The sequence below is a fragment of the Buchnera aphidicola (Meitanaphis elongallis) genome (assembly GCA_039830015.1).
GTDB lineage: Bacteria > Pseudomonadota > Gammaproteobacteria > Enterobacterales > Enterobacteriaceae > Buchnera_B > Buchnera_B aphidicola_AU.
Genome location: CP140033.1, coordinates 84,437 through 99,415 on the forward strand (window position 1 = coordinate 84,437; position 14,979 = coordinate 99,415).

Here is a 14,979-nt window from a genome sequence, read left to right on the forward strand (position 1 = left end):
GGAATTGTATGTATATGAACATATGATAAGTGTTATACATAAGGTATTTGAATATTGACTTAAATTTTACATATTTTGAATTATATTTTATATATTTGATTTTAATTTTTAAAAATTATAGATTAAATTTTGTTAATAGGATTAATTCTTATGAATGTTTTCAAAAGATTATTGATATCTATAATTTTATTATGTACATTTTGTTTTTTTAGTTTTATTGTTTTACTTTATAGTCATTTTGGATTAAATGTTGTTTGTTATTTAGCACACTATTATATACCAGAATTGGAAATAAAAAAATCAATAGGTCAATTAAATAATTGTACATTTTATGATGTAAGCTGTCATTTTTTTGATAAAAAACTTTTTATTAAAAAGTTGCATATAAAAATAAGTTTAAATTTTTTTAAAAAATTTTATGTATGTGTAGATAAAATTGTATGTAAAAAATGTGATTTATATCTTGGTATTTCTAGAATATCATCTATTGATAAGACCATGCCTTTTCATTTTAATTTAGCATCTTTTTTTAGCATGCCTATTATTTTAAAACATGTAAGATTTGATGATTTTTCTTGTTTTATAAATAATATGTTATTTTTTATGGATCATTTTTCTGGTAAATATTGTTGGACTGGAGACACGTTAAAATGTTTGTATAGTAAATCCGAAAATATTTATATAAAACAATATAAAATTAAAAATATTAGTAACAGCAATTTTAAAAAATGTAATATAAAATCAGTTATAAGTTCAAAAAAATTTGTTAAAGAGATTTTAAATTATTTTGAAAAATGTTCTATTAATTTTCCTATAAACCTTGATATAAAATGTTTTTTTAGCAATAACGTTTATTTTTTAAACAAAAAATATTTTAGTTTGCATCGACTTTCTTTGCATGTTCAAACAATTAAAAATAAAATAAATATAAAACGTTTGAATTTTCTTAATCAAAGTGTTTATGTTAACGTCTTCGGAGTGATTGATTGTAATACAGATTTTTTTTCTAAGATAGCTATTACTTGTATCAATTTTAAAAATTATCGACGAAATCAAAATATTGATATTGTTGTAAATAGATTTTTGTTTCATGGCTTGAATATAAATTGTCAATTTTATGGTTTTATAAACACTAAGATATGTTTTAAGTTTACACCTAAGCGATATGGTTTGATTTCAAATTTAAATTCATTTGTTTTATACTTTAATTTAGTTAATAGTCATGAAGATCGTTTATGTTTAGAAGAAATAATAGTTAGAATTATAAGAACGCCGTTCAATTATACTTTTTTTTTTAGTAGTACTGTTAATATAAACAAACTTGTTTCAATAAAATTATATTTGTCAGGAATAGGAAAATATTTAACGATATTTGTTAAGAATTTTCAATATAAATTTTTAAAGAATAAAATTGTATCTGATGATTTATTTAGTTCTGTTAAAAAAAATACTAGTGTTGTGCCGATTCAATTAAGTGAAAATAATAATGATATTTGTTATTCTAAATATATGATACAAAACATAATATATCAATTGATTCATTTAAAGGAATATCATAATACATCATTAGATATAAAAATTTTGTGCCAGAATCGTTTTAATAAAGTAAATTATAAATCGCGTTCTGTTTTTTTTAAAATTTATCAAAAATGGATTGTTCCTATAAAAAATAAAATTTTTAACATAAGCAATATTTCTACTATAGATAATAAAAGAAATGTTTATGTTGATATAATTTTTGAATGTGATAAGTTGAGTTGTTTGTTTTCAAATTATTTTGGAAATATTAGAGGAAACATTAAATTTTCTAGTATAGATAACAAGTTGTTATTAAGGTTTATAGGATATAATTTAAGTTCAAGTATTTTTAAGATTTCTAATTTGGAATTTTTAATAATTCTAAATACTAATAGTAATACTTTAATTGAAACTATTATATTAGCTAGAGGTCTCACTATTTTAAATTTAAATTTTTCTCATATTTTCTTAAAGTTACATAATTATGAATATAATTGTAATTTTCGTTTATATGCATTAGAAAAATTTTTACTTTTTAATGCAAATTTTAAGAAAAGATTTAATTTTTTTTCTAAACAATGGGTTGATATAATTGATAACATTAATATTTGTACTCCGTTATTTAACTTAAATATTGATAAAATACTTATTATGTTTGACGATGTAGCAATTATTAATGGTTTTAATTCATTGTTCGTTGCTAAAAGTTCTTTATTTAAAATGTTTGTTGTTAGTACAGTAAAAAAAAGCATAAGAAGTATTTTAGGTGAAAATGAAAATAATATTAGTAATTTATTTATGGAATTAAAGCGTTCAAATGCTTTTTTTAGATCTTTTATACTTAGAATCATATTTAATTCTAATTATTCTCATACTAGTAGAACGTTAATTTTAAAGTTTAATTTTGAAGAAAAAATAAATAAAAATGTTAATGAAATATTTTTAGGATCTATCAATATTCGAGAAATTCATAAAAAATTTTTTGTTTTTACAGATTTTATATCTAAAAATACATCGATACTTCTGCTGAAACTATTAGTTTTAGACATTAAAAGTATTTATAGTACATTACACGGAACATTATTTTTAAAAAAGGATTTGTATGATTTAAATTTGCTTGGAAATGTGTTAATTAAGGATTTGCATGTAAACAGTTTCTTTCATTTGAATAAAATTAATTTCGACAACATATATTTATTATTTGGTTGTAATAATATTCAAATCTATACTTTTATTACGATTCAAAGTTTTCTTAAATTTTTATTTAAAGCAAATAATTTTAAACTGTTGTTATTTACTATATAAATAGGTTAGTTTTGTATTTAATTATTTAAATTTTATTTATTTGGTTTTTCACCTTGACATCATTATACGTGTTTTATCCTGTAAATAAGACATTTCTTTTATATAAATAAGATTTTTTATTTACAGGATAAAACATAAAAGTATTGAATTTTAAATTTTTAATGTTTTTATTTTTTTATATTTTTGAAAACAAGTTATTAATGTATGTATATACTAAATTTCTATTAATTTTTTAGAGAAGATAAAATTTCTTGATATGCTATTTCTTTGTTTTCCCATTTTAGAATTTTTACCCACTTGTTTTTTTCTAGATCTTTGTAATGTTCAAAGAAATGTATAATTTGTATTTTTAAAGAGTTTGGAAAATCGTTTATGTTTTGTATATGAGAGTAGTTTGGGCATACGTTGGTTTGAGGAATAGCTATGATTTTATTATCTATCCCAGATTCATCTAACATTCGTAGCATTCCTATTGGTCTACATTGTATCACTGAATTAGATGTTAAAGGATATGGAGTATGTACTAATGCGTCTATAGGATCTCCATCGTGAGATAAAGTTTTATTAATAAATCCGTAATTACAAGGATAAAACATAGAAGTTGGTATAAATCTATCTACGAATAACGCTCCTGAATTTTTGTTTATTTCATATTTTACTGGATTAGAATGCGATGAAATTTCAATAATTATATTTATGTCATATGGAACATTGTTCCCTGCAGAAATGTTTTCTAAGTTCATTTTTATACCTTTTAATTGTTAATTAAATATTTTATTCTTGTGTTTGTATTTATAGATAAAGTTTTATTTTATTTTTTCAGTGTACTATAATAACAATTTGATTTTTATAGGATATAATATGAAAACAAAGCATGATTTTTCATTAAAAAAAGTACAATTTAGAAATATTATTGAGTATGTATTAGATCTTGTAAAAACTTATTCTGCTACTGCTAAAGTATTAATTTTTCATAATTCTGGAATTAGCGTTGGGATAAGAAATAAAAAAATTGATTATGTTAAATTTAACAATGATAATCTTTTAACTGTTACAGTGTATAAAAATAATAGAAAAAGTATAGTTTCTTCTACTGATTTTAGTATATCTGCAGTCAATAAAATAATCAATTTTGCAGTAGATATTATTAATCATACATCATGCGATTTATGTTCCGGTTTACCCGATGTAAACTTATTAGCAATTGATAATTTGATAGATCTTGACTTATATCATTATTGGGAATGGGATACAAAATATGCTATTGATTTAACATTAATTGCAGAACAAGAAGCATTTAAAGCAGATAAAAGAATAGTTAATACGGAAGGATCTAGTTTTAGTAGTTGTATGGGTATAAAGGTTTTTGGAAATAGTTATGGTATGTTAGAAAGTTATAATACTACTTTGTATTCTATGTCAAGTTGTATGATTGCTAAAGACAACAATGATATGCAAAGAGATATGTTTTATACAATTTCACGAAATATTAACAATTTATTGTCTCCAAAGCACGTAGGTACAACCAGTTCTAATAAGGCTTTGTCTAGATTAAATGCTAAAAAATTATTTTCTAAAAAAAGTTCAGTTATTTTTTCTGCAGAATTATCTTCAGAATTTTTTTCTTATTTAGCACGAGCTATAAACGGTGATAATATTTATAAAAAGTCAACATTTTTGTTACATAAATTAGGAAAACAGATTTTTCCTAGCTGGTTAAGCATAAAAGAAGATCCACATATATACCAAGGATGGGGATCAAAGTGTTTTGATTTGGATGGTGTTCGTACATTTTCTAAAGTGATAGTACATAATGGTATATTAAAAACATGGTTATTAGATAATTATTCGGCTAAAAAAATGAATTTAACTAGTACTGCTAATGCTGGAGGTATTCACAATTGGTTAATATTAGGTATTTCTCATATGAACTTAAATGAATTGATTAAGTTGATGAATAGAGGAATATTAATTACGGAGTTATTAGGAAATGGCTTAAATTTAGTAACAGGGGATTATTCGTGTGGTGTAGTGGGATTTTGGATAGAGAATGGAATTATTAAATATCCTGTCAGTGAGATTACAATTTCTGGAAATTTGCAAGATATGTTTAAAAATATTGTATCTATAGGTAATGATATTGATACAAGACATAAAATATTATCGGGATCAATTTTGTTGTCATCTATGCAAATTTCTGGTTTGTAAAATATGTGCATTGTCTATGATCTGTTTTAAAATAGATTAAATTTAGTGAAAATATTATTATATAATTACATTTTTAAAAATGGAGCTAACCTATAAGCCGGGTTCTGTATTAGACAGTCATTTATCTAGGATAATAATTACTTATTATCTCAAGCAGCCTACCCGAGTATTATTATTTAAGGACAATAAAATATGTGAATACTCCTATTTGGCCTTGCTCCAGGTGGAGTTTACTTAGCCATATTAGTTACCTAATATGCGGTGAGCTTTTACCTCGCCTTTTCACCCTTACCTTTTAAGTTATAGCATGTAAAAGGCGGTTCTTTTCTGTTGCACTGGTCGTAAGCTTTCGCTTCCCAGATGTTATCTGGCACCTTTGCCCTATTGGAGCCCGGACTTTCCTCTACTATTTAAATTTATATTTGAATAAATTTAGTAGCAGCGACTGTCTGGTTAGCTTCTATAAAAATTTTAAATGATATTTTACTTCGTTAATGAGTGATGGTCATACAATAAATTTTTAGATAAATCATGCAATTTTGCTGTTATTTGTATAGCTAGTTTTGATGATAGGTGTAATTTTAATATTTGTAAAGTTTTTAATGCTATTTTTGGTATAATAATAGGTTTTTTTGCTTTAAATCCTGATATAATGATTATTATTTCTCCTTTTATTTTAAAATTTTCACTTTTTATCCATGATAATAAATTTATTGATGTATTTCTGTATATAGATTCCCATTGTTTAGTTAGTTCTTTAGCTATTGTTATATTTCGGTCAGATCCTAGTTCTTTTATTATATCATTCATACTCGAAATTATTCTATGGGGAGTTTCATAGAATATCATAGTTCGTGTTTCTTCTTTCAAATCATGTAGTAATTTACAGCGAGCTATACTTTTAGATGGAAGAAAACCTTCATAACAAAATCTCTCAGTAGAGAACCCTGAAGCACTTAGAGCTGTAATAGCAGAGCATGGACCTGGAAGAGGAACGATTTGTATTTTAAATTGGTAACAATTGTTTATTAAATAGCGCCCTGGATCATTAATTGTTGGTGTTCCAGCATTAGAAACTAATGCAATATTTTTCCCATTTTTTAATTGTACAATTATTTTTTTACTTTTTGCTTTTTCATTATGTTTGTTTATAGAAATGATATTTGTAATGATATTATAATGTTTTACCAATATTTTAGTATGATTTATATTTTCTGCCGCAATTATATCTACTTTACTTAATATTGATAACGCTCGACAAGTAATATCAGTTAAGTTTCCTATAGGAGTAGGTACAATGTATAATGTTCCTTTTTTTTTTGCTTGTTCATATCTTTTTAGTGTTTTAGAAATCAAGTTTTTATTTTAACATTATTGTAATCTTAGCATTTATGTTTTTTCATTATAAATATGTATGAGTATTTTAAAAGCTCAGATTTTAGTTTTAATGTTTTATTTGTGTTATTTTCGAAGTATAATTAGTGTTTACAATTTTATCATTTGTTTTTCGGGTTTATTTGAAGTACATAGTTTTCATATAACGATAGGAATAATTATTTAACATTATATAACATATTATTGTAAATTAATGTTTTAATTGAAAAATAATAATTTTTCTAACTGAATATGTGAGGCATATACGGTGAAAAGAGTCGTAATCACTGGTTTAGGAATTATTTCTAGTATCGGAAATAATAAAACGGAGGTGTTAACTTCATTGTTGCATACTAGATCGGGTATTTCTTTTTCAGAAGAGATGAAACAATTTGGTATGCGAAGTCATGTATGGGGCAACATAAAATTAGATATATCACAATGTATTAGTCGTAAAATAATGCGATTTATGAGTGATGCGTCTATTTATTTATATTTGTCAATGGAAGAAGCTATTAGAGATGCTAAATTAACGCCTAAAATGTATCAAAATAATTCTAGAATAGGCGTAATTGTTGGTTCTAGTGCTGGATCTCCAAAATGTCAAGTGAATGGAATGGATTGTATAAAAAAAAGAGGGCGTAAATCAATTAGTCCTTATGTTGTAATTAAATCTATGACTTCTAATACATCTGCTTGTTTAGCTACATCATTTAAAATATATGGAGTAAATTATTCTATTAGTTCAGCATGTTCTAGTTCGGCACATTGCATAGGAAACGCAATAGAACTAATACAATTAGGTAAGCAAGACATAGTGTTTGCTGGCGGAGGTGAAGAAATAAGTCGAGAACTAGCATGTACATTTGATGCTATGGGAGTATTATCAACTCATTATAATTTAGATCCTACTATATCATCTAGGGTCTTTGATTATTATCGTGATGGATTTGTAATTTCAGGAGGTGCAGGAATAGTAGTTGTAGAAGAATTAAACTGTGCATTGTCTAGATCAGCTCATATATATGCGGAAATTATTGGTTATGGCACATCTTCTGATGGTTTTAGTATGGTTATTCCGTCTGGACATGGAGCTGTTCGATGTATGAATTTAGCTGTAAAAAAGATAGATAAGAAATCTATTGATTATCTAAACGTACATGGTACATCTACTAGATTAGGTGATGTAATAGAGTTAGATGCTATTCGTAAAGTATTTAATAATACTAATATGCCAATTATTTCATCGACTAAATCTATAACTGGACATTCATTAGGCGCATCAGGAGTACAAGAGATAATTTATAGTGTATTAATGTTAGAGTATAGTTTCTTAGTTCCTAGTATTAACATTGTAAAATTAGATCCTCGAGCTAAAAATTGTAATATTTTAACTAATATTGTAAAAAGAGATGTTTCTATTATTATGTCGAATAGTTTTGGATTTGGAGGTACTAATGTTTCTTTAGTTATAAAAAAATATCATTGAAGTTTAATTTTGACGAGATTGTTATTATATGAAGTTATTTTTTTATTGCATAAAATTTTTAGATTAATGAAAATGAAATTTAAGAGCATGTATTGTTTTATGATATACGTTTTATAATATGTATTGCAAACATTAAGTTTTTTATGCATCATATAAAATGATATTATTTCAGTAGATAAAATGTAGATAATTATGATTTGATGTATATCTTTTACATTTTTGGATAGTAATATATGAAATTAATGTTTATTTAGGTCTATTTTTAAATTGTATGAGTTGTAATTACTGTATTATAGAGTCAAGATGCATTGTATATTTATGGTGTATTTTAATAGTAAATATTATATAAAATTTGAATGGCTTATGAAAATAGCATGTAATTGATAGCTAAATTATGGTATTATTTGATTTTTTAATTTGTTTTTATTAGATAAATGATTAAAATTTAAAAGTTATTTATTTTATTTTAATTACTTGTTATTGTTTATAAATAGTAAAGATATAATAGTAACTATATTTTAATGAATTTTCTTATCATATTTTATGTATTTTATAAGTTTTTAAGTATTTTAAGGATGTTTTAGTAGCGTTATGTAAGATAAAGAAGATTGATTTATGTTCATAGATATGGTTTTCACAGCATATTTTCATTAAAATGGAAATTGTAGTTATGATGTGAATAGCATGTGATGCTATTTTTATAGCTAGATTTGAAAATATAGCATCTGTGTATATGATTTTTTGGTTGCTTTTAGTTATTTAATATTATATATAGATTTTTATTTCAATTAATAATGTAACTTTTATATAAAGTACAGTGTGTTTGGTATTACACGGTAAGATGTTATCTAATTAATAAGTAATTTTATGAAATTAATGCAATCTATTTTTAGATATATGTTGGTAGTTTTTATTTAAAGATATTGAATATATTAAAATAAATATTTTATGGATGGTATGATAATCTTTGCTTATGTTAGAACAATCAAGATAATTACATATTTGCATAGCATTATAAATGGTTTCTGTATGTTAGTATTAATTTAACTATTATTAGACACACAATTGTTTTGGATTTTTTAATTTTAAAGATTGAATACTATTTTAGTTTTTTAAAATATTTTGTAAAAATGATACAGTTTCTATATTATTAAAGGAACATAACAAATTGAATCAATTAGAATCATTAAAAAAATATAGTAAAATTGTAGTAGATAGTGGGGATATGGAGTCAATAAGAGAATATCTTCCTGAAGACATTACTACGAATCCTTCTCTTATTTTAAAGGTAATTACTTTGCCTTCATATGAATATATTGTAAGTAAATCAATATGTTATGCAAAAAGAAAAGGAGGTACATATAAACATCAGTTGACTAATGCTGTAGATAAAATTTCTGTTATGTTAGGTCAAGAAATTTTAAATATTATTTCTGGAAAAGTTTCTACTGAGATTGACGCACACTTGTCATTTAATACTGATTTGTGTATTGAGAAATCGAAAAAGATTATTGCCATGTATGAAGAAGAAGGGATTAGTAGATCTAAAATTTTAATTAAGTTAGCAGCTACCTGGGAATGTATTAAGGCTGCAGAAGAGTTAAAAAAGTTTAATATTAACTGTAATTTAACATTATTGTTTTCGTTCGCACAAGCAAGAGCTTGTGCTGAAGCACGAGTATTTTTAATTTCCCCTTTTGTTGGTCGAATTTATGATTGGTATAAATCTAAATTGTTAATAAAAGAATATTTAGTAGATAAAGATCCTGGGGTTAATTCAGTTAAAAAAATATATAATTATTATAAAAGACATGGATATGAAACTATCATAATGGGAGCTAGTTTTAGGAACGTTCATCAAATTTTGGCATTGTCTGGCTGTGATTATTTGACAGTTTCTCCAAATTTATTGCAAATATTAAAATCAAATATTGGAGACGTTGCAAGACAATTACATCAACCTAATGTTATAGATAGATCATCTATTAGCTCTTTATCTAAAAGTGATTTTTTATGGTTGCATAATGAAGAACCAATGGCTGTAGAAAAATTGTCTGAAGGAATACGTCAATTTGGACAAGATCAAAAATCGTTAGAAAGAATAATAAAAAGTAAAATGTAAATAACATTTTAGAAGTTTTAAAAATTGTTTAGTTATCTTAAATTTTATGAGTATTGCGCTAGTATGAATTATATTATAAGGAATTTGTTATGTGCTCGAGAAAAAGATTATCTGATGCTATTAGGGTTTTAAGCATGGATGCGGTACAGAAAGCACAGTCTGGGCATCCAGGTATGCCAATGGGAATGGCTGACATTGCCGAAGTATTATGGAGAGATTTTTTAAAACATAATCCATGTAATCCGTTATGGAAAAATAGAGATCGTTTTGTTTTATCTAATGGACATGGTTCTATGTTGTTGTATAGTTTGTTACATCTTACAGGATATGATCTATCAATCGAAGAATTAAAGAACTTTAGGCAATGGAATTCAAAAACTCCTGGTCATCCTGAAGTAGGATATACCCCGGGAGTAGAAATTACTACTGGACCATTAGGACAAGGTTTAGCTACTGCAGTTGGCATGGCGATTGCTGAGCGTACATTGGGTGCAACCTTTAATCGACCCAAGTATAATATAGTCGACCATTATACTTGGGTATTTGTTGGAGACGGTTGCTTGATGGAAGGAATTTCTCATGAAGTATGTTCGTTGGCTGGAACTCTAAAATTAGGAAAATTAATTGTATTTTACGACGATAATGGTATATCGATTGATGGAAATGTAACGGACTGGTTTACAGATGATACGGAAAAGAGGTTTGAATCATATAATTGGCATGTAATATCTAATGTAGATGGACATGATTCTAAATCTATTTCTGATGCCATAAAAGAATCTATATTAGAAAAAAACAAACCTTCTTTGATAATTTGTAAAACTATTATTGGTTTTGGCTCGCCAAACAAATCAGGAAAAAAAGATGTTCATGGGTCTCCTTTAGGTGAGTTAGAAATTAATTTAGCGAGAAAAAATTTAAAATGGGATTTTCCACCGTTTTTTATACCTCAGGAAATTTATGAAAGTTGGAATTTTGTAGTGCAAGGAAAATTGTTAGAAAATGAATGGAATAAAGTTTTTTTAAAATATGAACAGGAATATCCTAGTTTAGCTAATGAATATATGCGACGCATTAATCATGTTTTTCCGGATATGTGGGAAAAAAATTGTAATGAATTTATTAATCAGTTATGCCTTAATATTAACGCTATGGCTACTAGAGTAGCTTCGCAAAACATTTTAGAATTTTTTGGTACATTGTTGCCAGAAATAATTGGTGGTTCTGCTGACTTATCTCCAAGTAATTTAAGTATGTGGTCTGGTTCTACATCGATTAAAAACGATTCATCTGGAAATTATATTCATTATGGAGTGCGAGAATTCGGAATGACTGCTATTGCGAATGGGTTATTTCATCATGGAGGGTTTATTCCATATACTTCTACTTTTTTAGTGTTTTCTGATTATGCGCGTAATGCAATACGTATGGCTGCATTAATGAAAACACAGCAAATTTTTATTTATACTCATGATTCTATAGGATTAGGAGAAGATGGTCCTACACATCAACCTATAGAACAATTATCTACGTTGCGTTTAATTCCATTTTTAAATGTTTGGAGACCTTGTGATCAAATAGAAACTATAATAGCGTGGAAATTAGCATTGGAAAATAGTTCTGGACCGACGGTATTAGCTTTATCCCGACAAGATTTACCGCAAATTTCTAGAAGTACAATAGAAATAAATAATATTTCTCGAGGAGGGTATGTTTTAAAGGACAATAGTTATGATAATAAACTTGACTTAATTGTTATTGCCACTGGATCGGAAGTAAAAGTTGCTCTTGCTGTATATGATAAATTAATTAAAAAAGGTTTTTATGCTAGAATAGTTTCTATGCCATCGACTAATGTTTTTGATAAACAAGATGATTGTTATAAAGAGTTAGTATTACCTAAACTAATTACTAATCGTGTTTCAATTGAAGCAGGAGTATCAGATTATTGGTATAAATATGTAGGGTTAGATGGAATAGTAATTGGAATAAATTCTTTTGGGGAATCAGCTCCTTCTAATGAATTATTTAAAAAATTTGGTTTTAATGTTGATAAAATAGTAGATCAAATATTACAAAAATTGTTAAATTCTAAGATTAAATAGCTACTTTAAATAGAATAACATTTATATTTTATTTTTTAATAGAATCCTAATAATTTTTTATTATTATGCATTTTGTAGCTAAATGATTTATGTATTTTTATTAAACTATAAAGTATCGTAGGTATGATAATATTATGCATGTTGTTATATAAAGATAATTGATACAAATTTTTATAAAAGGAATATTTATGGTTTGTCCTGTATTAGATTTAGCAAAAGAACTTGTTTCAATTCCTTCAGTTAGTCCAATGGATCTGGGTTGTCAAAAAATAATATCTGATCGGTTAGTTAATGCAGGATTTTCTGTTGAACATATGAATTATAATGATACATATAACATTTGGGCTTGTAAAGGAACAGGTACAACATTAGCTTTTTCTGGTCATACGGATGTTGTGCCTAGCGGTAATAATAAATATTGGAAATTTCCTCCTTTTTGTCCTACTGTATATAATGGTTATTTGTTTGGTCGTGGAGTTGCTGATATGAAGGGAGCATTAGCAGCGATGATTGTTTCTGTTGAGAGATTTATTAAAAAATACCCACATCATATGGGAAGACTAGCTTTTTTGATCACTTCTGATGAAGAATCAGAAGCTACACATGGTACTAAAAAAATAGTTGAAAACTTAATTTCTAGAAAAGAAAAAATTGACTATTGTTTGATAGGAGAACCATCTAGTGTTAATGACTTAGGAGATGTTATTAAAAATGGTCGACGTGGATCTTTAACTGTATGTTTGCATATTTATGGAAAGCAAGGACACATTGCGTATCCTCATTTATCTGAAAATCCTATTCATAACGTTTTACCGTTTTTAGTGAATTTAATATCTATTGATTGGGATTCTGGAAACAACCTTTTTTCTCCTACTAGTTTACAGATTTATGAAATTCGATCTTTATCTGATAGTGAAAATGTTATACCAGATACATTGTTAGTAAAATTTAATTTGCGTTTTGGTAATGTTATCACTGTTAATGCTATTAAAGAAAAAATTCAGAGTTTATTAACCAGTGCTAATTTAAAATATGATATAAAATGGAAATTGTCTGGAAAACCTTTTATTACTAGGTCTGGAAAATTAATAGATGTAGCAGTAAACGTGATTAAAAGTGTATGTGGAATTATTCCTAAATTGTTGACTACAGGAGGCACATCTGATGGGCGTTTTATTACTAAAATGGGATCACAAATATTAGAATTAGGACTTGTTAGTCAAACTATACACCAATTAAATGAGAATATCAAAGTGTCAGATTTACAATTATTAAGTCGCATATATTTTCATATTATTGAAAAATTATTATTAAAAATTTAAATGTTTGATACGTTCAGTAAAATATGAGTAGAGTATAATTATGTTTGAAATAACAGAGCATCAAATATTTTAATACCCTGTTTTTTGAATTAGTATTGATTTAATGACTTAATTTATGTTTTCTAAATAATTCATAGATCTTTTACAATTAGTATTGTTATGTTTTTATAAATGATATGTTAAATATTTTTATTTATCAGTTTTTCATTTTAGTTTTATCATTAAAGTTTTTTTATTAATTTTTTCTCAGGTTATGAATGATTTTTATATGTAAAAATGTTAGAATTTTTTAAAGATTCTTTAAGTATTGAGCATGTTTTTTTTGAAGCAGAAGTTAATGGTAATCGTAAAGTGTCTGTAGTAATTAGACCTATTTTTTTTGCTAACCATTTAATTGGAATAGGATTTGTTTCTTGAAACAAGCTATGATGCAGTGACATTAGGTGATTGTTTAGTAATCTCGCTGATATGAAATCTTTTTTTAATGCAAAATCATATATTTTAGTCATTTCTTTTGCTGCTATGTTAGCGGTAACTGATATAACACCTTGTCCTCCTAATTGTACAAAATCTAATGCTGTAGCATCGTCACCGCTAATTAATAGGAATGTGTCATCTACTGAACTTTTTATTTTCTGAACTCTAGATAGATCTCCTGTAGCTTCTTTAATACCTATTATATTGTGTAATTTAGACAGTTTAATTACTGTATTTGGCATTAAATCACATCCAGTTCGCTTAGGAACATTATATAAAATTTGAGGCAAATGTGTATGTTTCGAAATTGCTTTAAAGTGCTTGTATAGCCCCTCTTGTGTAGGACGATTGTAGTATGGAGTTACAGTTAGACATGCAGATACTCCTGATGATTCAAATTTTTTAGTTAAAAGGATTGCTTCAGATGTTGCATTGGATCCTGTTCCAGCTATGATGGGAATTCTATTTTTAGACATTTTTAATGTAAGCATTATTACTTCAATATGTTCTTCTTGACTTAAGGTTGCCGATTCTCCAGTTGTTCCAACGGATATAATTGCTCGAGTACCATTTTCAACATGATAATTAACTAATTTTTTGAGACTGGTTTGGCAAATATTACCTTTTTTATCCATTGGAGTTATAAGTGCTACCATACTTCCTTTAAACATGTTAATTTCTCTTATAAATAAGTTTTAGTATGTTTTACAGACGTTTTTCTTTCAAAAGAAAGGATATATTTTAATTAGTATAATTTGTTAATTTCTTTAATAATTACGCTTAAATATTAAAATATTGTTATGTGTGTATTTTATTTAATGTATAAATTTTAAATATAATTTGTTAAAATGTTTTTGCTATTTTTTGTTCTTATTTTTAAGAATTATTTGCATTAAAAATGTAAAGTGTTAGTTATTTTATATTTTAAAATTGTTTTAAATTATTAATAAAATTTTTTAAGTTATTGTATATCATCTCATTTTTTCAAAAGCAAAATAATTAATTTTAAAAAAATATTTTCTTATATTTTACTTAAAACTCAATGTTAGTATGGTTAAT

Annotated in this window: 9 protein-coding genes and 1 other RNA gene; 6 read left to right on the top strand and 4 right to left on the bottom strand. The window is 25.7% G+C overall.

Annotated features, from left to right (window positions below; genetic code table 11):
* Positions 1–150 precede the first annotated feature (150 nt).
* Complete coding sequence (locus tag U0T58_00395; GenBank protein XBC42367.1) at positions 151–2,823, top strand: hypothetical protein; 2,673 nt, start codon at positions 151–153, stop codon at positions 2,821–2,823.
* 224 nt (positions 2,824–3,047) lie between these two features.
* Here the strand turns inward: U0T58_00395 and ppa are convergent, their stop codons facing one another.
* Entirely contained in the window at positions 3,048–3,566 is a 519-nt protein-coding gene (gene ppa, locus U0T58_00400; GenBank protein XBC42368.1) for an inorganic diphosphatase, read from the bottom strand.
* Positions 3,567–3,684: 118 nt separating this feature from the next.
* Here ppa and pmbA point away from each other — a divergent pair, with 118 nt between their 5' ends.
* Positions 3,685–5,031, top strand: a complete 1,347-nt coding sequence (gene pmbA, locus U0T58_00405) for a metalloprotease PmbA (protein XBC42369.1) — start codon at positions 3,685–3,687, stop codon at positions 5,029–5,031.
* Positions 5,032–5,108: 77 nt separating this feature from the next.
* Here the strand turns inward: pmbA and rnpB are convergent.
* Both rnpB and rsmI read right to left on the bottom strand, forming a co-directional pair.
* An RNA gene (gene rnpB, locus U0T58_00410) (RNase P RNA component class A) lies at positions 5,109–5,492 on the bottom strand.
* A gap of 22 nt (positions 5,493–5,514) precedes the next feature.
* Positions 5,515–6,387 carry a 16S rRNA (cytidine(1402)-2'-O)-methyltransferase gene (rsmI, locus tag U0T58_00415; GenBank protein ID XBC42370.1) on the bottom strand — a complete coding sequence of 291 codons (873 nt, stop codon included), beginning with the start codon at positions 6,385–6,387 and terminating at the stop codon, positions 5,515–5,517.
* A 286-nt stretch (positions 6,388–6,673) separates the two neighbouring features.
* Here rsmI and U0T58_00420 point away from each other — a divergent pair, with 286 nt between their 5' ends.
* The 4 genes from U0T58_00420 to dapE all read left to right on the top strand — a co-directional run bounded on the left by U0T58_00420 (position 6,674) and on the right by dapE (position 13,443).
* Positions 6,674–7,894: a beta-ketoacyl synthase N-terminal-like domain-containing protein gene (locus U0T58_00420; protein XBC42371.1), complete on the top strand. Its 1,221-nt coding sequence runs from the start codon at positions 6,674–6,676 to the stop codon at positions 7,892–7,894.
* A gap of 1,168 nt (positions 7,895–9,062) precedes the next feature.
* Positions 9,063–10,016: a transaldolase gene (tal, locus tag U0T58_00425; protein XBC42372.1), complete on the top strand. Its 954-nt coding sequence runs from the start codon at positions 9,063–9,065 to the stop codon at positions 10,014–10,016.
* 89 nt (positions 10,017–10,105) lie between these two features.
* Positions 10,106–12,121 (top strand): transketolase, encoded by a 2,016-nt coding sequence (tkt, locus tag U0T58_00430; GenBank protein XBC42373.1) that lies wholly within the window; start codon positions 10,106–10,108, stop codon positions 12,119–12,121.
* Positions 12,122–12,309: 188 nt separating this feature from the next.
* On the top strand, positions 12,310–13,443 hold the full coding sequence (dapE, locus tag U0T58_00435) for a succinyl-diaminopimelate desuccinylase (protein ID XBC42374.1): 1,134 nt from the start codon (positions 12,310–12,312) through the stop codon (positions 13,441–13,443).
* A gap of 251 nt (positions 13,444–13,694) precedes the next feature.
* Here dapE and dapA read toward each other — a convergent pair whose 3' ends face one another.
* Positions 13,695–14,591, bottom strand: coding sequence for a 4-hydroxy-tetrahydrodipicolinate synthase (gene dapA, locus U0T58_00440; protein XBC42375.1), 897 nt, complete (start codon positions 14,589–14,591; stop codon positions 13,695–13,697).
* Positions 14,592–14,979 lie beyond the last annotated feature (388 nt).

Bases quoted from the DNA above. Each gene is read 5' to 3' on its own strand.
- U0T58_00395 (XBC42367.1), top strand. From the start codon at position 151: ATGAATGTTTTCAAAAGATTATTGATATCTATAATTTTATTATGTACA.
- ppa (XBC42368.1), bottom strand. From the start codon at position 3,566: ATGAACTTAGAAAACATTTCTGCAGGGAACAATGTTCCATATGACATA.
- pmbA (XBC42369.1), top strand. From the start codon at position 3,685: ATGAAAACAAAGCATGATTTTTCATTAAAAAAAGTACAATTTAGAAAT.
- tkt (XBC42373.1), top strand. From the start codon at position 10,106: ATGTGCTCGAGAAAAAGATTATCTGATGCTATTAGGGTTTTAAGCATG.
- dapE (XBC42374.1), top strand. From the start codon at position 12,310: ATGGTTTGTCCTGTATTAGATTTAGCAAAAGAACTTGTTTCAATTCCT.
- dapA (XBC42375.1), bottom strand. From the start codon at position 14,591: ATGTTTAAAGGAAGTATGGTAGCACTTATAACTCCAATGGATAAAAAA.